The sequence below is a fragment of the Pseudomonas sp. MOIL14HWK12:I2 genome (assembly GCF_000510745.1).
Lineage (GTDB): Bacteria > Pseudomonadota > Gammaproteobacteria > Pseudomonadales > Pseudomonadaceae > Chryseomonas > Chryseomonas oryzihabitans.
The window spans coordinates 49510-67895 of sequence record NZ_KI783313.1 but is presented as its reverse complement, the minus strand read 5'-3'; the positions used below and the strand labels follow the sequence as shown (position 1 = coordinate 67895).

The window sequence follows — 18386 nt, the reverse complement described above, 5'->3', positions numbered from 1 at the left end:
GCGTTATCACTGTTTTCCTGGTTTTTTCCTGAAAAAACAACGCTTTGTCGGTTCGCCATCAGGGCTCGGAACTGCGCTGCGTCGGGCCTTTCATATGCAGGTAGCCGGATCTGTATCGATTCAGCCACCGGCAGGTATTGAGAGCCGAGTCAGAGCTACTTCCTTCCTAGCTATCCCGAGAGCGTCGAAATGACTTCAACCGAGTCCAACAAGCCGTTAACCGAAGCGACCACTTTCATCAGCAAGTCCAAGTCTCGTGTTCGTGAAGGGCTGCCCTACCCCCTGGGCGCCACCTGGGACGGCTCCGGCGTGAACTTCGCCATCTTTTCCGCCAACGCCACCAAGGTGGAACTCTGTCTCTTCGACGACGAAGGCAAGGAAGAAATCGAGCGTATCGAACTGCCGGAATTCACCAACGAGATCTGGCACGGCTATCTGCCCGACGCCCGTCCCGGCACCCTCTACGGCTATCGCGTGCATGGCCCGTACGAGCCGCAGAATGGCCATCGTTTCAACCACAACAAGCTGCTGATCGATCCCTATGCCAAGCAGATCGTCGGTGAGCTGGAGTGGAACGACGCCCTGTTCGGCTACACCATCGGCCACCCCGATGGCGACCTGTCCTTCGACGAGCGTGACAGCGCGCCCTTCATGCCGCGCTGCCGCGTCATCGACCCCGCCTTCACCTGGGGCAACACCACCCACCCGCGGGTCCCGCGGGATCGCACCGTGTTCTACGAGACCCACGTCCGTGGCTACACCATGCAGCACCCGGCTGTCCCGGAAAGCGCCCGGGGCACCTTCTCCGGTCTGCAGGAGAGCGAGGTCATCGACTACATCAAGTCGCTCGGCATCACCTCCGTCGAACTGATGCCGATCCACTACTTCCTCGATGACAACCACCTGCTGGAAAAGGGCCTGAGAAACTTCTGGGGCTACAACACCTTGGCCTTCTTCGCCCCGCACTCGCGCTACATGGCCAGCCAGTCCATCGGCGAATTCAAGGTGATGGTCGCGCGCATGCACAACGCCGGCCTCGAGGTCATCCTCGACGTGGTCTACAACCACACCGCCGAAGGCAACGAGATGGGCCCGACCCTCTCGCTCAAGGGCATCGACAACGCCAACTACTACCGCCTGATGCCCGATGATGCCCGCTACTACATCAACGACACCGGCACCGGCAACACCCTGAACATGAGCCACCCCTGCGTGCTGCAGATGGTGACCGACTCGCTGCGCTACTGGGCCACCGAGATGGGCGTGGACGGCTTCCGCTTCGACCTGGCAACCATCCTGGGTCGCGAGCCGGACGGCTTCGACGAGGGCGGCGGTTTCCTGCACGCCTGCCGTCAGGACCCGATCCTGGCCGAGATCAAGCTCATCGCCGAACCCTGGGACTGCGGCCCTGGCGGCTATCAGGTAGGCAACTTCCCGCCCGGCTGGATGGAGTGGAACGACACCTTCCGCGACACCGCCCGTGCCTTCTGGAAGGGTGACGAAGACAAGATCGGCGACTTCGCGAAGATCTTCTTGGGCTCCGGCGACAAGTTCAATCGTCGCGGTCGCAAGCCCTATTCGTCCGTGAACTTCGTGACCGCCCACGATGGCTTCACCCTGGCCGATACCGTGTCGTACAACGACAAGCACAACGAGGCCAACGGCGAAGACAACAACGACGGTCACTCCCACAACCTGTCGTGGAACTGTGGCGCCGAAGGCGAGACGGACGATCCGGAAATCATCGAGCTGCGCTATCGCCAGATGCGCAACCTGCTGGCCACCCTCTTCCTCTCCCAGGGCACGCCGATGCTGCTGGCCGGCGACGAATTCGCGCGGACCCAGGGCGGCAACAACAACGCCTACTGCCAGGACAGCGAGATCGGCTGGGTCAACTGGGAGATCAGCGAGAAGAGCGCCGAACTGCAGGAATACGTGCGCAACCTGATCGACCTGCGTCGTCGCTATCCGCTGCTGCGTCGTAGCCGCTTCTTCACCGGCGCCTACAACGAGGAACTGGGCGTCAAGGACGTCACCTGGCTGCAACCCGGTGGCACCGAGATGGGCGACGAGCAATGGCAGGACGGCAGCAACAAGTGCATGGGCATCCTGCTCGATGGCCGGGCCCAGCCGACCGGCATTCGTCGCAAGGGCGCGGATACCTCGCTGCTGATTCTGGTCAATGCTCATTATGACGTGGTGGATTTCACCCTGCCGGAAGTGCCCATGGGCGAGCATTGGTCCCTGCAGCTGGACACCAATCAGCCTGATCTGGATGCCGGCGACGTATTCAATTTCGGAGATACCTATCAGGTCACCGGACGCTCGGTATTGCTGTTCGAGCTGACCCAGACCAAGCGGAGGAAGCGCCAGGCATGACGGACGCGCAACAGGGTTTTTCGTTCAAGGTCCTGACCATCAACACGCACAAGGGCTTCACGTCCTTCAACCGCAAGTTCATCTTGCCGGAATTGCGCGAGGCGGTGCGGACGGTGTCAGCGGACATTGTCTTCTTGCAGGAGGTGTTGGGTACCCACGAAAAGCACCCGTTGCGCTTCGAGAACTGGCCGGCGGCGCCGCAGTACGAGTTCCTGGCCGATTCCATGTGGACCGATTTCGCCTACGGGCGAAATGCGGTCTACCCGGATGGCCATCACGGTAATGCGGTGCTGTCGAAGTTTCCCATCGTCAGTTACGACAACTTCGACATTTCCATCGCCGGACCGGAAAAGCGCGGGATGCTGCATTGCGTCCTGCGTGTTCCGGATCAGGGCGTGGATCTGCACGTGATCTGCGTGCACCTGGGGTTGCGGGAAAAGCATCGCCAGATGCAGATGAAGCTGATCTGCGAACACATCAATTCCCTACCCAGCGACGCTCCCGTCGTGGTGGCGGGGGATTTCAACGACTGGCGCCAGAAGGCCAACGACATCCTTGGCCAGGGCGCGGGCCTCGAAGAGGTGTTCATGAAGACCGCGGGGCGCCTGCCCAAGACCTTCCCGGCGAAGCGTCCCCTGCTCTGCCTGGATCGCATCTATACCCGTAACGTCAGTGTCGGGCGCCCACAGGTGCTGGGCAATCAGCCGTGGTCGCACCTCTCCGACCACGCTCCCTTGGCTGCGGACTTCCACCTATGAACTTCGAATGGCGGGACGGAAACCGCATCGCCTTGCTGGAAAACGGCGAGGACTTCTTTCCACGGGTCTTCGAGGCGATTCGCGAAGCCGAGCGCGAGGTGATCATCGAGACCTTCATCCTCTTTTACGACAAGGTCGGCAAGGCCTTGCAGGAGGAATTGGTCGCGGCGGCCAAGCGCGGCGTCCAGGTGGACATTACCGTGGATGCCTATGGTTCACCGGACCTGCCGCAGGCCTTCATCGACGAGATGGTCCATGCCGGGGTGCGCTTTCGCTACTACGATCCGCGCCCCCTGGTTATGGGCATGAGGACCAACCTCTTTCGCCGCCTGCATCGCAAGATCGTGGTGGTGGACGCCCGCCTGGGTTTCATCGGCGGCATCAACTATTCCGCCGAGCACCTGGGCGACTTCGGGCCCGAGGCCAAGCAGGATTATGCCGTCGAGGTCGAAGGCCCCATCGTCAATGACATCCATCGCTTCGCCCGCGACGCCATCAACTCCCCGGAAGAGACCCACCGCTGGTGGGGCAAGCGCTCGCAGAAACCGGCCGACAATCGCAATCCCGGCAATGCCCAGGCGCTGCTGGTGTTCCGCGACAACGACGAGCACCGCGCCGATATCGAAAAGCACTACCTGGAGATGCTGCGCAACGCCAAGCGCGAGGTGGTGATCGCCAATGCCTATTTCTTCCCCGGCTATCGACTGCTCAGGGAGATGCGCAATGCGGCGCAACGCGGCGTCCGCGTGGTGCTGATCGTCCAGGGCGAGCCGGACATGGCCATCGTCAAGGTCGGCGCCCAGATGCTCTACAACTATCTGGTCAAGGCCGGAGTGGAGATCTACGAATATTGCCTGAGACCCCTGCACGGCAAGGTGGCGACCATGGACGAGCACTGGTCCACCGTGGGTTCGAGCAATCTCGACCCCCTGAGTCTTTCGCTCAATCTCGAATGCAACCTGATCTTCCACGACCATGCCTTCAACCGTGAATTGCGCGGTCGCCTGGAAACCCTGATCCAGAACCACTGCGAGCACGTCGACAGCAGCAAGGTGCCCAAGCGCACCTACTGGCACCTGGCCAAGACGATGCTGGTCTTTCACTTCCTGCGCCACTTTCCCGCCTGGGTCGGCTGGCTGCCCGGTCATACCCCCAAGATCGAACTGGTGAGTCCGCCGGTGCAGCCCGAGCTCGAAACCCAGGACCGGGTCGATTCCTCGATCTCAAGGTATCCGCAACGATGAGCAGCCACAGCGACACCCTGGACCACGCCGACGACGAGGCGGACCAGCAGGCCGCCGACAAGCCACAGAACAAGCACTGGGTGCTGGCCAAGAAGATCCTGACCTGGGTGTTCCTGATCGCGGTGGTGGTGCTGCTGGTGATCTATGCCCGCAAGGTCGACTGGGGCGAAGTCTGGAAGGTCTTCACCGGCTACAAGTGGACCACCCTGGCCATGGCCGGCGGCCTGGTGGTGCTGTCCTACATCATGTATGGCTGCTACGACCTGATCGGGCGCGCCTATTGCGGCCACAAGCTGGTCAAGCGCCAGGTGTTTCTGGTGTCCTTCATTTGCTACGCCTTTACCCTGACCCTGAGCACCTGGGTCGGCGGCATCGGCATGAGGTATCGCCTCTATTCGCGGCTGGGCCTCTCCAGCGGCACCATCACCCGGATCTTTTCCCTGAGCATCGCCACCAACTGGCTGGGATATGTCCTGCTCGCCGGCGGCATCTTCGTCAGCGGCGTGGTGGACATGCCGCCCAACTGGTTCGTCGGCGACACCACCCTGCGCCTGATCGGCTTTGGCCTGCTGGCCTTCATCGTCTTCTACCTGGGCGTCTGCGCCTTCGCCAAGCAGCGCGAATGGACGGTGCGCAAGCAGCGCCTCGCCCTGCCCTCGTTGCGCATGGCCTGCCTGCAGCTGCTGGTGTCCTCGATCAACTGGATGGCCATGGCCGCCATCGTCTACCTGTTCCTGGGCCGCCAGGTGGACTATCTGCATGTGCTCGGCGTCCTGCTGCTGTCCAGCATCGCCATGGTCATCGTGCATATCCCGGCCGGGGTCGGGGTGCTGGAGACGGTGTTCATCGCCCTGCTGGCCAACGACGGCCTCTCCCAGGGCAAGATCATCGCCGCCCTGCTCGGCTACCGGACGCTGTACTTCATCGTCCCGTTGCTGATCGCCGCCGTGCTCTACTTCGCCCTGGAGAGCCGCGCCAAGAAGCTCAAGGTCAGCAACGACCGCCGCGAAGAGCGCAAGCAGCAGGAAAAGCACGCCACCTAGGGCGTGCTCTATCTGTTATTGGGCTGGTGCATGGAAATCAGCCGGTAGAACAGCACACGCCCGCCCTCGGTGGCGGGCCCTTCCCCATCGCGCAAGCGGGCGCCCGCCTTGAAATACAGGTGATGGCTGCTCCAGGCGCTGTCCAGTTGCAGACCCAGGTCTCCATTGCGCGAACCGGCGCCATGGGCACGTACCGTGAGCACCCCGGTACGCGCCAGCTTGATGTCATAGCTGAAGCGACTGTTGAGCGGTAGATGCTCCAGCAGGATGACGTCCTTGGGACTGTCGGTGGGGCTTTCCCGCAACCGGGCGATGAGTTGGCCCTGCTCGACCTGTCCCTTGGCAGTGGCCGCGCTTTCCACACGGTAGACCAGTTGCAACAGTGCCTGGGACGCTTCAGGCGCGGCGGTCTGGTCCTCAATCTGGCTGATGATGACCTCGGGGCGTGAGGGCACCTGCTGCACCGCCGCTTCGGCCTGCAGCAGGGCATCGGCCTCGCGATACTTCCAGGCATAGGCGCTGCCATCCGGACGCGTTTCGCGCAACTCGGTGGCGGGATAGCTGTTGAAGGGTTGCGGGGTACCGGTCACGGGGACCCAGAACAGCAGCGACCCTCCCTCACCACGCATGAGATAGGGGCTGCGAAAGGCGCTGCTGTTGAGTTCGGCGGTCTGTACCTGGGCCACGGGCATGGGTACGGGAACCGTCAGATTCCATTCGGCGAGATCGATCATGGTGCTCTCGGTTGCCAGATGCCTGACAAGCATCGCCCAGAACGGGGATGCCTGTCAGCGCAGCGCGTCCCTTGCGGGACGCTCCCGGATCAGCCCTGCGGCTTGAACACCAGCACACCGAGGGGTGGCAACTGCAGATTCAGCGAGGCCGGCTGACCATGGGCGCCGATCTCCTCGGCGTTCACCCCACCGCCGTTGCCCAGGTTGGAACCACCGTAGCGCTCGGCGTCGCTGTTGAAGATCTCCTGCCAATGGCCCAGCGAGGGCACGCCCACCCGGTAGTCATGCCGCGGTACCGGCGTGAAGTTGGCGATCACCAGCAAGGGCCGCTGCTGGGCATCCTTGCGCAACCAGGCGAAGACGCTGTTGCCATTGTCGTCGCCGACCACCCAGTCGAAACCCTCGGGCAGGTGGTCGCGCTCGTGCAGTGCCGGCTCATGGCGATAGAGCTGGTTGAGATCGGCCAGCAATTGCTGCACACCGCGGTGGGTGCCGTGCTCCAGGAGGAACCAGTCCAGCTCGCGGTCATGACTCCACTCGCGCCACTGGCCGAACTCGCAGCCCATGAACAGCAGCTTCTTGCCCGGGTGGGTCCACATGAAGCTCAGGTAGGTACGCAGGTTGGCGAACTTCTGCCAGACGTCCCCTGGCATCTTCTCGATCATCGAGCCCTTGCCGTGCACCACCTCGTCGTGGGAGATGGGCAGCATGAAGCGCTCGGACCAGGCGTACACCAGGCCAAAGGTCATCTGGTGGTGATGGTACTGGCGATAGACCGGATCCTCTTCCACATAGTGGAGGGTGTCGTTCATCCAGCCCATGTTCCACTTGAAGTCGAAGCCCAGGCCGCCTTCACTGACCGGTGCGCTCACACCCGGCCAGGACGTGGATTCCTCGGCGATCACCAGCGCACCCGGCGCCTCCTCGTGGACCACCTCGTTGAGGTGACGCAGGAAGGCGATGGTTTCCAGGTTCTCGCGACCGCCGTGGATGTTGGGGATCCACTCGCCGTGCTTGCGCGAATAGTCGCGGTAGAGCATGGAGGCCACGGCATCCACCCGCAGGCCGTCGATGTGGAAGTGCTTGAGCCAGTGCATGGCCGAGGCCAGCATGAAGCCGTGCACCTCATGGCGCCCCAGGTTGTAGATGTAGGTGTTCCAGTCCTGGTGGAAGCCTTCGAACGGATGCTCGTATTCATACAGCGCGGTGCCGTCGAAGCGAGCCAGGCCGTGTTCGTCGGTGGGGAAATGCGCCGGCACCCAGTCGAGGATGACACCGATGTCGGCCTGGTGGCAGGCGTCGACGAAGGCGGCGAAATCCGCCGGGGTACCGAAGCGCGAGGTGGGCGCGAACTGGCCGAGCGGCTGGTAGCCCCAGGAACCGCTGAAGGGGTGTTCCATGATCGGCAACAGCTCGATATGGGTAAAGCCCATCTCGCGGACATAGGGAATCAGGCGCTCGGCCAGTTCCCGCCAGTTGTACTGGCGCCCCTCGTCACCGCCTTCGCGGCGCCAGGACCCGGCGTGCAGTTCATAGACCGAGATCGGCGCTTCTACACCCTGCAGTTCGCGGCGGCGGGCCATCCAGTCCTGGTCGTGCCAGGTGAAGGGCTTGTTGTCGGCCACCACCGAGGCAGTGCGCGGCGGCAATTCCGCGGCCAGGGCGATGGGATCGGCCTTGAGCGGCAGTACGCCGTGCTGGCCGAGGATCTCGTACTTGTAGGAAGTACCGACCGGCAGGCGCGGCACGAACAGCTCCCAGACGCCGCTGTTGGCGCGCAGGCGCATGGGCAGCCGGCGGCCGTCCCAGCTGTTGAAGTCGCCGACCACCGAGACGCGGCGGGCATTGGGGGCCCAGACCGCGAAGCGCACGCCCTCGACGCCGTCGACCTGGCAGCGCTGGGCGCCAAAGGCCTCGCCGAGGTTGCGGTGGCGGCCTTCGTTGAACAGATAGAGGTCGGTCTCCCCCAGCAGCAGACCGAAGGAATAGGGATCCTCGGTTTCCTGCACGCCACTGGGCCAGCGAATGACCAGCTTGTAGGGCGCGGCGTATTCCAGCCGCGCGACGAACAGCCCGGGCACCCGCCCCGGCTGCATCTGGGCCAGGGGCCGACCGCTGACGCGATCGACCAGCTCCACGCCCAGGGCGTTGGGCAGGAAGGCGCGGACGATCACGCCCTCGCCATCGGGATGGGGACCGAGCACGGCGAAGGGATTGCCGTGCTCGCCGCGGGCCAGCGACTCGGCTTCGGCAGCCGAGAGCCGGGCGTCGTCCAGGGGAGCGACGGGAGCGGTGTTGTGATCGGTCATGCGCGGGCTCCGGACAAGAGGGTCTCGACGATGGCAGCGACGCCACGTAGCGGGATGTTGATCCAGGTGGGTCGGTTGGCAGCCTCGTAGCCTATCTCATACACCGCCTTCTCCAGGCTGTAGAGATCCAGCGCCGCCTGCTCGCCGCGCTCGCCCCACTGGTGGCCGATACCGGCCGCCGCAGCGCGATAGCCTTCCAGAAAGGCCGCGTAGGAGGCATTGCGATAGGTCTCCGCCGCCTTGGCACGCAGCTGTAGATGCTCTTCCGAGGTATCGGCGCCGGCGTTGCTCGACTGGGTGACCATGGCCGCCGCGTAGTCGAAGGAGCGCAGCACCCCGGCGACATCCTTGTGCGGACCGTACTTGCCGCGCCGCTCTTCCAGCGACCGCGCCGGCTCGCCTTCGAAGTCGATGAGGATGGCGTCGTCCTGGGCCACCAGCACCTGACCCAGGTGCAGATCGCCATGGACGCGGATGCGCAGACCGCCTTCGACATCCGCGGCCAATGCCTCGATGCGCTTGGCCAGGGCTTCGCGCTTGCCGACCAGACCCTGCAGCAGCCCCTTGCCGGTGGCATCGAGCTTGTCGCTCATGCCCTGCAGGGTGTCCAGAGCACCGTCCACCTGGAGGCGAACGCGGTGCGCCAGCTCCTTGGCCGCCTGGGCGTCCACGGTTTCGGGCGCGAAGGCCGCGTCTTCGGTGGGCTGTGCCAGCACCAGGTGCATCTCGCCCAGGCGCTTGCCCAGCACGCCAGCGAAGGCCGCCAGATCGCCCATGGCGGTGAACTCGTTCTCCACATCGGAGATGCCGCCGCTGAGCAGATCGCGGGTGACGCGATCCAGACCGTCCAGGCTCCAGGTCCAGGCATCGCCCTGGTTGTGGATGTGCTGCTGCACCAGCATCAGCACGTGCGGCGTGCCATCCGGCGCGATGCGCTGGGCCACGGCATGAGTCGCGGCGATATTGGCGAAGCCAGCCTGGGCCAGGTAGCGCCCCATCTCCACTTCCGGATGGATGCCCGGCGCCACCTTGCGGATCAGCTTGAGCATCAGGTGGTCGCCGACGATCAGCGAGCTGTTGGACTGCTCGACGCCCAGGTGCTTGATCTCGATGTCCGGATCCAGCGCGAAGTCCTCGGGCTGGTCATAGACCTCGAAGCTCAGCTCGCCGGACGGCGAAGCGATCCTGGCGCCCTTGCGGAAGGCGTCAAACACGCCATGGACGAAGCTGGTTAGGGCGAAGGCATCGGTCACCAGGCCCACGCGCCGCACGTGGCGGATGCGCGACAGGGCCAGCTGGGTGGCCAGCGGACTGCAGTGCTGGTCCTCTTCGGCGAGGAAGCCCAGGGGCAGTGCATAGCGCTCTTCGCCCTTGGCATTGGTCACCACCACCTCGCTGAACATCACCGGCAGCTTGGGCGTGTTGATCTGGGCCGCATAGTCCAGGCGCACGCTGGTGATGGCTTCGTCCTTGGAACCGAACCAGCGACGCTTGGGCAGATAGACCGGCAGCACCTCTTCGAAGATGCGGCGCGGCTCGCCCTCCAGCAATTCCTGCAGGTGCCGCTTGATGACCACCGTCTGGTAGTCGGGCATTGGCGCTGGCGGCTCGGTGTGCCAGGCGGGCATCTGCTCGTTGCCGGCCAGGTAGAACCAGTAGAAGCCATAGGGCGGCAGGGTCAGCATGTAGGGCAGCTGGCCGATGGGCGGGAAGGCGCTGCCCCCGATCATCTCCACCGGGACTTGGCCGGCGAAGCTGGACAGGTCCAGTTCCACCGCCTGGGCGGCGCGGGAGACGTTGGCCACGCAGAGGATGGTCTCGTGTTCGCCTTGGGCGTTGGTGAAGTCGCGCAGGTAGGCCAGGATGCGTCTGTTGGTGGGCGACAGCATCTTCAGGGTGCCGCGACCGAAGGCCTTCTGCTGCTTGCGCACGGCAAGCATGCGCCGCGTCCAGTTGAGCAGCGAATGGGGATCGCGGGACTGGGCCTCGACGTTGATCGCCTGGTAGCCATAGAGCGGATCCATGATCGATGGCAGCACCAGGCTGGCTGGGTCGGCGCGGGAGAAGCCGCCGTTGCGGTCGACCGACCACTGCATCGGGGTACGCACGCCGTCGCGGTCGCCCAGGTGGATGTTGTCACCCATGCCGATTTCGTCGCCGTAGTACATCGTTGGGGTGCCGGGCATCGACAGCAGCAGGCTGTTGAGCAGCTCGATACGCCGACGGTCGCGCTCCAGCAGGGGCGCCAGACGGCGCCGGATGCCGAGGTTGATGCGCGCGCGGCGATCCGAGGCGTAGTAGTTCCACAGATAGTCCCGCTCGCGGTCGGTCACCATCTCCAGGGTCAGTTCGTCGTGGTTGCGCAGAAAGATCGACCACTGGCAGTTGGCCGGGATCTCCGGGGTCTGGCGCAGGATGTCGGTGATGGGGAAGCGGTCTTCCTGGGCGATGGCCATGTACATCCGCGGCATCAGCGGGAAGTGGAAGGCCATGTGGCATTCGTCGCCATCGCCGAAGTACAGCTGGGTGTCTTCCGGCCACTGATTGGCCTCGGCCAGCAGCATGCGGTCGGGATAGTTGGCGTCGATCTCGGCCCGGATTTCCTTGAGCACCGCGTGGGTCTCGGGCAGGTTCTCGTTATTGGTGCCGTCGCGTTCCACCAGGTAGGGGATGGCGTCCAGACGCAGGCCGTCGACCCCCATGTCCAGCCAGTACCTCATGATGGAGATCACCGCCTTCATCACCTGGGGATTGTCGAAGTTCAAGTCCGGCTGGTGCGAATAGAAGCGGTGCCAGAAGTACTGGCCGGCGACCGGGTCCCAGGTCCAGTTGGACTTCTCGGTGTCGAGGAAGATGATGCGGGTGCCGTCGTACTTCTGGTCGTCATCGGACCAGACGTAGAAGTTGCGTGCCGCCGAACCTTTCTTGGCGCGGCGGGCGCGCTGGAACCAGGGGTGCTGGTCGGAGGTGTGGTTGATGACCAGTTCTGTGATCACCCGCAGGCCACGGGCATGGGCCTCGGCGATGAACCTCTTGGCATCGGCCATGGTGCCGTAGTCGGGGTGGATGCCGCGGTATTCGGCGATGTCGTAGCCGTCGTCGCGCCGCGGCGAGGGATAGAACGGCAGCAGCCAGATGGTGTTGACGCCCAGACTGGCGATGTAGTCGAGCTTCTCGATCAGGCCGGGAAAGTCGCCGATGCCATCGTTGTTGGAGTCGAAGAACGACTTGACGTGCACCTGATAGATGACCGCGTCCTTGTACCAGAGCGGATCGTCGATGAAGGCAGCGGGTTTGCGGGAACGAGCTTTATTGGGTTTTGCCATGTCGTCAGGTCCTTAACAGGGCGTCTGAATCGAATGCGTGTACCGGTCGTCCTTGCCGCCCGGCAGTGATGACGGCCGGGCCAGGCGGTGCGGATCTGTCCGCACCGCCTGGCCCGTGCCGCCCGAGGTAGCGCTAGTGGCCCGCCTGGATGCGCCAGATGCCGAAGGGCATCGACGGCTCCAGGCGCGTCCACTGGGTCTTGCCGTGCCAGGCCCAGCGGTGCCCGGTCATGAGGTCCTCGCCGTAGGTGGTGGCGTGGTCGTCGAGACCCAGCTCCCACAGCGGCAGTTCGAAGTGGCCTTCCTGGGCGTTGAAGGGATCCAGGTTGACGGCGATCAGGATGAAGTTGCCCAGGTCGTCGGTGCGCTTGCCGAAATAGAGGATCTGGTCGTTCCAGCAGTTGTAGATCTTCAGCCCCAGGTGGGTCTGCAACGCCGGGTTCTGCCGGCGGATGCGGTTGAGCTGGGCGATCTCGCCCATGATGTTGCCGGGGGCATAGAAGTCGCGCGGGCGCAGCTCGTATTTCTCCGAATCCAGATACTCCTCCTTGCCCGGCGTGAGCGGCGCGCCCTCGCAGAGTTCGAAGCCGGCGTACATGCCCCACAGGCCCGAGCCCATGGTGGCCAGGGCGGCGCGGATCAGGAAGCCGGGCCGGCCGCTGGTCTGCAGGAAGCCCGGGTTGATGTCCGGCGTGTTGACGAAGAAGTTCGGCCGGTAGCAGTCACGCAGCGGGGCTTCGTTGAGCTGGGTGAAGTATTCAGTCAGCTCGGCCTTGGTGTTGCGCCAGGTGAAGTAGGTGTAGCTCTGGCTGTAACCGACCTTGCCCAGGCGCGCCATCATGGCCGGCTTGGTAAAGGCCTCGGCGAGAAACATGACATCGGCGTCACGACCGCGGATATCGGCGATCAGCCATTCCCAGAAGGGCAGCGGCTTGGTGTGGGGGTTGTCGACGCGGAAGATCTTCACGCCCTGCTCCACCCAGTGCCAGACCACGTCGCGCAGCGCCAGCCAGAGATCCGGCACGGCATCCTTGGCATAGAAATCGACGTTGACGATGTCCTGGTACTTCTTCGGCGGATTCTCCGCATAGCGCATGGAGCCGTCCGGCCGCCAGGAGAACCAGCCCGGATGCTCCTTGAGCCAGGGGTGATCTGGCGAACACTGGATGGCGAAGTCCAGGGCGACCTCCAGGCCATGGTCGGCAGCCGCCGCCACCAGGGCGCGGAAGTCGTCCAGGGTACCCAGCTCGGGATGCACGGCGTCATGGCCGCCATCCGGGCTGCCGATGGCATAGGGACTGCCCGGCTGGTCCGCGCCCGCCCCCAGGGTGTTGTTCTTGCCCTTGCGGTGGGCCAGGCCGATCGGATGGATCGGCGGGAAATACAGCACATCGAAGCCCATGTCGCGTACGCGCGGCAATTCGCCGATCACGTTGCGGAAGGTGCCATGACGCTGGGGGTCGTCGGTGATGGAACGCGGAAAGAGTTCGTACCAGCTGGCGAATTCGGCGCGCAGGCGCTCGATGTCCAGCGGGTATTCGATGCTGTGGGTCAGGTGAACATAGGCATCCACTGGCGCCATGGCCTGGCTGGCCTCGCCGGCCAGGAGCACGGCGACCTTGTCGCCCTCGCTGCCGGCCTGGTCCAGCCGCTGCAGCAGCGCCTCCAGGGGACCGCGCTGCTCGCCTTCGGCGCGGGACAGGGCCTGCTCGACATGGATGCGGCCTTCCTGCAATTCCAGGTTCAGCCCCACACCCGCGGCGTACTTCTTCTCGATTTCGTAGCGATAGGTGCCCCAGACATCCCACCAGGCCTGGACCAAGAATTCGTAGCGACCCACCGCGGGCGGAGTGAAGCGGCCGCGCCAGAGATCGTTGGTTTCCAGGGTCAAGGGAGCCTGTTGCCAGTTCTCCTCGCCCTCCTGACGCCAGAGCACGCTGGCCGCCAGCTTGTCGTGGCCATCGGCGAAGATCTTGGCGGTCACCTCGACGACGCGCCCGGCGATGCCTTTGGCGGCGAACTGGCCATTGTCCACGGCCGGCGTGACCGACTCTATGGCGATGCGCGGGGTCTGGGCAGCGGTAGCGGGATCGAGGGAAAGCGTGGAAAAAGAACCGGGGAGATCGGTGTTCGACATCGAGCCTGACTCCATCTTGGGACGCGTGAAAGGTCGCAACGCGCAAGCGCTGCGACCTTGGTCATGGACCCGCTACTGCTTGGCTTGCCGCCAAAGAGGCCCGGCTGGCCGAACCCCTCAAGGGAATCGGTAACCCGTAGTGACACCCCTAGGGATGCCACTCCAGACAGCCGCGGCTCTACTGCAACCGGAAGCACTCACGCGGGTGTGTCTGAAAGAGTCTGAGCGCCGACGACGCGCAAAAGTTCAGCCAAACCGCAATGAACGACAGGCACGTAAAACCGGCCAAAGCCCATAAATATCAGTTACTTAAAGTCAATAAATGAAGCTATCTCTAACTTATTGACCAGCGCTACGGTGCTTGTTGAAGAGCACCGTAGCGCAAGCCGGAGTAAGGATCGCCCTCAAGCCAATATTCGATAAACCACTTGAGCTACGATCTATAACCCCATGATTTCACTGATAAGGCGTATAGGGGAGATCGCGCTTGTGGGCACTACGCCGGTAGGTATTGAGAATGATCTCCAGCGTGGCCGGGCTCACCGCCTTGCCTTCCAGAAAATCGTCGATCTCGGCGTAGGTGATGCCAAAGGCATCTTCATCGGCCTTGCCGGGCGACAGGGATTCCAGATCGGCGGTCGGCACCTTGTGCACCAGTTCGTTCGGGGCGCCCAGCCATTCGGCCACCGCCCGCACCCGCCGCTTGTTGAGACCATGCAGGGGCGTGAGATCGCAGGCGCCATCGCCGAATTTGGTATAGAAGCCCATCAGGGCTTCCGCCGCGTGGTCGGTGCCTATCACCAGACCCCGGCGCGCGCCGGCCACCGCGTACTGGGCGATCATGCGCTGGCGCGCCTTGATGTTGCCCAGCGTGAAATCCTCGTGCAGTTCGTCATCGAAGGCCACGCGGGCTTCGCGCACCGAGGCGAGCATGGCGTCGCTGGCCGGCTTGATGTTGACGGTGTGGGTCTCGTCGGGCTGGATGAATTGCAAGGCGCGCTGGGCATCCGCCTCGTCACGCTGTACGCCATAGGGCAGGCGCATGGCGATGAATCTCAGGCGCGCATTGCCGCTCTCCTCGCGCGCCCGCTCCACCGCCAGCTGGGCCAGGCGACCGGCCGTGGAGGAATCCACGCCGCCACTGATGCCCAGCACATAGCTTTCCTGGCGGCTGTTCAGCAGATAGTCCTTGAGAAACTGGATGCGACGCTCCGCTTCCTCGGCCGGATCGAAATGCTCGGGTACCTGCAGGGCCTGGATGATGTCGCGCTGAAGGGCTTCGGTCATCGGGCGTTCTCCTCTGATTCGCGTTCGAGACGTTGATGATAGGGCACCACGGCGCCGAGGCTGTGCCGGGCCGCCGCCAACTGCACGGCCTCACGGTCGCCAGAAAAATGCTGGGTTTCAGAATAGAGCACGATGTCGTCACCGACGCGGTAGCCCCAGGCAAAACAGACGGTCCCCTGGGGAATGCCGTCCGCCCCGCCCGGTCCGGCCAGCCCGGTATTGGCGATGGCCACCTGGGCCGGACTGTCGCGCAGGGCGCCAGCAGCCATCTCCCGCGCCACTTCCTCGCTGGTGAGGTTGTGCCGCTCGATGGTTTCCGGCCTGACGCCCAGCAGGCGCTGCTTGGCCTCGGGCGAATAGACGACGTAACCGGATTCGATGCAGCTGCCGCTGCCGGGTATCTCGGACAACAATCCCACCACCTTGCCGGCCGTGCAGGATTCGGCCGTGGTGAGTTGCAGTTCGCGTGTCTTGAGATAGTCCAGCATGGACTCGATTTTGTTCATGAGTGCGTGTCCCCAAAAGCAGTTCTCCTCCGTTGGAAGAACGGCGAAATGGGGAAGTTCTCGGGTCAGTTGCCGGGTATTTTCCAGGTCGGCGGGCGTGTCGATGTCGCGATGGATACCGGCGTCCGCGATCTCCCGCTCTAGTACCGAACCCTCGCGCAGGAGCCGTTTCGCTCCCTCGTCGCCCGTGAGTTCGCCCAGCGCAGCGGCAAAATTCCGACCAAAGAGCACGGGATGGCCGCGCCGGCCCTGGTAAGCAGGGACGACGATGCGCTCGGGATGATGCAGCTCCAGCAGCTGGCGGGCCGTGGCGGGCTGCACGAAGGGCATGTCGCCCAGGGCGACCAGCCAGCCGGACGCCTCGGGCGTCCTTCGCACGGCCGCGGCCAGGCTGTCGCCCATGCCGGTGGTGGGCAGGCTGAGTACCGCCAGGCCTTCCTGCCGCGCCAGCGCGGCGCGCCAGGGGGCGCTGTCCGATACCACGGCCAGGCACGGCAGACCCAGGCCTCGCCACAATCGAAAGGTCGCCTGCAACACCGTCAGCTCGGACGGACCGGGCAAGATGGCCTGCAGCTTGTCGCCTCCGCCGACGGCGCGGAACCGGCTTCCGGCACCCGCCGCGAGGATCAGCACCTGAATGCCGGGCATCCCTAGGCGACCTGCTCCACCGCCACCAGGGCGCGCTTCTTCTGGGTCAGGGCGATGCCGTTCTTGACCGCCACCACCTCCGCCAGCAGCGACAGGGCGATCTCTGGTGGCGTATGGCTGCCGATGTGCAGGCCGATGGGCCCGTGCAGGCGATTGATCGCCGCCACCGGCACCTCCAGCTGCAGCAGCCGCTCCCGCCGCCGGTCGTTGTTGCGCAGCGAACCCAGGGCGCCAACGTAGAAGGCGTCGGATTGCAGCGCTGTCAGCAGCGCCAGGTCATCCAGGCGCGGATCGTGGGTCAGGGCCACCACCGCGGTGCGCTCGTCCGGGCGGATCGCCAGCACGGCATCGTCCGGCATGCCCGGGATGAAACGCGCCTGGCGCGTCTCCCAGCCCTGGCGGAATTCCTCGCGGGGATCACAGACCAGCACCTCGAAATCGAGCATGGCGGCCATGTCGGCGACATAGAGCGACAGTTGACCGGCGCCGATCAGCAGCAGCCGCCAACGCGGTCCGTGTACCAGGCGCAGGCAGTGCTCGTCCAGGACGACCGGCTCGTCGCGGGTGGTGCCGGAGATCCGCACCTCGCCGGTGGCCAGGTCCAGCTCGCGCAGGGCCAGTTCGTGGTCGTCACAGCGTTGCAGCAGTTGCTCGACCCAGCGCCAGTCACCGACCTGCTCCTGGACCAGGCGCAGGGTGCCCCCGCAGGGCAGTCCGAAGCGGGCGGCTTCGTCACCCGAGACGCCATAGGTGATGACCTCCGGACGCTCGCCAGCGAACTGGCCGGCGTGCAGCCGGGCGATCAGGTCGTCCTCGATACAGCCACCCGACACGGAGCCGCATACCTGGCCGTCGTCACGCAGGGCCAGCATGGCGCCCGGCGGCCGCGGCGAGCTGCCCCAGGTCTGGACCACGGTGAACAGGCTGACGCCATGCCCTGCCCGTCGCCAGGCCAGGGTCATGCGCAAAACTTCTTGATCGACACTGTCCACGCCCTGCTCCTCTCTACCTTGCACCTGCGACGGCAAAATCGTCGTTCCGGGGGTAGAACCCAACAGCGGAGCGGGGTTCCCCAGGGCGGAACCCGGTGGATCGCCGGCCTATCCATAGGGGACACCCCAAGAGGAGAACGTCCATGCCCCGCTCGATCTGGAAAGGCGCCGTCAGCTTCGGCCTGGTGCACATCCCCGTGTCGGTCGTCTCGGCGACCCGGCAATCGGGCATCGACTTCGACTGGCTGGATGAACGCAGCCTCGACCCGGTGGGTTACAAGCGCATCAACAAGACCACCGGCAAGGAGGTGCCCAGCGAACACATCGTCAAGGGCATCGAGCACGGCAAGGGCAAGTACGTGGTGCTCAGCGAAGACGAGATCCACAACGCCCTGCCCGAGGCCACCCGCACCATCGACATCCTCACCTTCGTCGAGGCGCGAGAGATCTCCATCCTGCACTTCGAGAAGCCCTACTACCTGGCGCCGGACAAGAACGGCGAAAAGGTCTATGCCCTGCTTCGCGACACCCTGAGCGCCGCCGGCAAGGTGGGCGTGGCCAACCTGGTAATGCACTCCAAGCAGCACCTGGCGGTGATCATGCCGCTGGGCGATGCCCTGGTGCTCAACACCCTGCGCTGGGCCGACGAGGTGCGGTCCGCAGAAGACGTCGGGCTCGAGGGGCTGGACGCCAAGGTCAGCAAGAAGGAAGTGGACATGGCCCAGCGCCTGGTGGACGACATGACCGAGCAATGGGACCCGGAGCAGTACCACGACACCTTCAAGGACAACGTCATGGCGCTGGTGGAGCGCAAGCTCAAGGACGGCAAGCTCGAAGCCGTCGCCGAGGAGCCCGAAGCCGAGGACAGCGGCGCCGACGTCATCGACCTCACCGAATTGCTGCGCCGCAGCCTGGGTGGCAAGAAGGACATGGCCAAGGAGACGCCCAAGTCCAAGAGCTCCGGCCGTTCGACCACCCGGCGTAGCCCTGCCGCCAGCCGCACCCGCAAGGCCAAGTGAGGAG

General features: G+C 64.4%; 12 protein-coding genes and 1 pseudogene. 5 read left to right on the top strand and 8 right to left on the bottom strand.

All coding sequences use genetic code 11. The features are described 5' to 3' along the window. The first annotated feature begins 189 nt into the window (after positions 1 to 189). The 4 genes from glgX to PSK12I2_RS0116635 are packed head-to-tail and all read left to right on the top strand — an operon-like array spanning position 190 to position 5424. Positions 190 to 2379 (top strand): glycogen debranching protein GlgX, encoded by a 2190-nt coding sequence (glgX, locus tag PSK12I2_RS0116650; RefSeq protein ID WP_256203991.1) that lies wholly within the window; start codon positions 190 to 192, stop codon positions 2377 to 2379. After that, the gene (locus PSK12I2_RS0116645) at positions 2376 to 3137 is read left to right on the top strand and encodes an endonuclease/exonuclease/phosphatase family protein (RefSeq protein WP_007161821.1); all 762 of its coding nucleotides are present in this window, start codon (positions 2376 to 2378) and stop codon (positions 3135 to 3137) included. The genes glgX and PSK12I2_RS0116645 overlap by 4 nt, the downstream gene beginning before the upstream one ends. Beyond that, the gene (gene clsB, locus PSK12I2_RS0116640; RefSeq protein ID WP_027599233.1) at positions 3134 to 4381 is read left to right on the top strand and encodes a cardiolipin synthase ClsB; all 1248 of its coding nucleotides are present in this window, start codon (positions 3134 to 3136) and stop codon (positions 4379 to 4381) included. Before PSK12I2_RS0116645 ends, clsB begins: the two co-directional genes overlap by 4 nt. Further along, positions 4378 to 5424, top strand: coding sequence for a YbhN family protein (locus PSK12I2_RS0116635; protein WP_037007058.1), 1047 nt, complete (start codon positions 4378 to 4380; stop codon positions 5422 to 5424). The genes clsB and PSK12I2_RS0116635 overlap by 4 nt, the downstream gene beginning before the upstream one ends. Before the next feature lie 8 nt (positions 5425 to 5432). Here PSK12I2_RS0116635 and PSK12I2_RS0116630 read toward each other — a convergent pair whose 3' ends face one another. The 8 genes and pseudogenes from PSK12I2_RS0116630 to PSK12I2_RS0116600 form a co-directional block, all read right to left on the bottom strand. Further along, a complete protein-coding gene (locus tag PSK12I2_RS0116630; RefSeq protein WP_027599231.1) occupies positions 5433 to 6158 on the bottom strand; it encodes a polysaccharide lyase family 7 protein in 726 nt (241 codons plus the stop codon). Positions 6159 to 6247: 89 nt separating this feature from the next. After that, complete coding sequence (gene glgB, locus PSK12I2_RS0116625) at positions 6248 to 8467, bottom strand: 1,4-alpha-glucan branching protein GlgB (protein ID WP_027599230.1); 2220 nt, start codon at positions 8465 to 8467, stop codon at positions 6248 to 6250. Next, entirely contained in the window at positions 8464 to 11793 is a 3330-nt protein-coding gene (gene treS, locus PSK12I2_RS0116620; RefSeq protein WP_027599229.1) for a maltose alpha-D-glucosyltransferase, read from the bottom strand. The genes glgB and treS overlap by 4 nt, the downstream gene beginning before the upstream one ends. Positions 11794 to 11926: 133 nt before the next feature. Further along, positions 11927 to 13930 (bottom strand): alpha-1,4-glucan--maltose-1-phosphate maltosyltransferase, encoded by a 2004-nt coding sequence (locus tag PSK12I2_RS0116615; RefSeq protein WP_027599228.1) that lies wholly within the window; start codon positions 13928 to 13930, stop codon positions 11927 to 11929. A gap of 456 nt (positions 13931 to 14386) precedes the next feature. After that, positions 14387 to 15217, bottom strand: a complete 831-nt coding sequence (gene nadE, locus PSK12I2_RS0116610) for an ammonia-dependent NAD(+) synthetase (RefSeq protein WP_027599227.1) — start codon at positions 15215 to 15217, stop codon at positions 14387 to 14389. Next, positions 15214 to 15723 carry a CinA family protein gene (locus PSK12I2_RS25285; RefSeq protein WP_027599226.1) on the bottom strand — a complete coding sequence of 170 codons (510 nt, stop codon included), beginning with the start codon at positions 15721 to 15723 and terminating at the stop codon, positions 15214 to 15216. Before PSK12I2_RS25285 ends, nadE begins: the two co-directional genes overlap by 4 nt. Before the next feature lie 165 nt (positions 15724 to 15888). Then, positions 15889 to 16371 (bottom strand): annotated as a pseudogene (locus PSK12I2_RS25280) (NTP transferase domain-containing protein); the annotation flags it as partial. A 2-nt stretch (positions 16372 to 16373) separates the two neighbouring features. Beyond that, the gene (locus PSK12I2_RS0116600; protein WP_027599225.1) at positions 16374 to 17363 is read right to left on the bottom strand and encodes an XdhC family protein; all 990 of its coding nucleotides are present in this window, start codon (positions 17361 to 17363) and stop codon (positions 16374 to 16376) included. Positions 17364 to 17506: 143 nt separating this feature from the next. On the opposite strand from PSK12I2_RS0116600, the gene PSK12I2_RS0116595 reads away from it, so the two are divergent. Further along, complete coding sequence (locus PSK12I2_RS0116595) at positions 17507 to 18382, top strand: Ku protein (RefSeq protein WP_027599224.1); 876 nt, start codon at positions 17507 to 17509, stop codon at positions 18380 to 18382. Positions 18383 to 18386 lie beyond the last annotated feature (4 nt).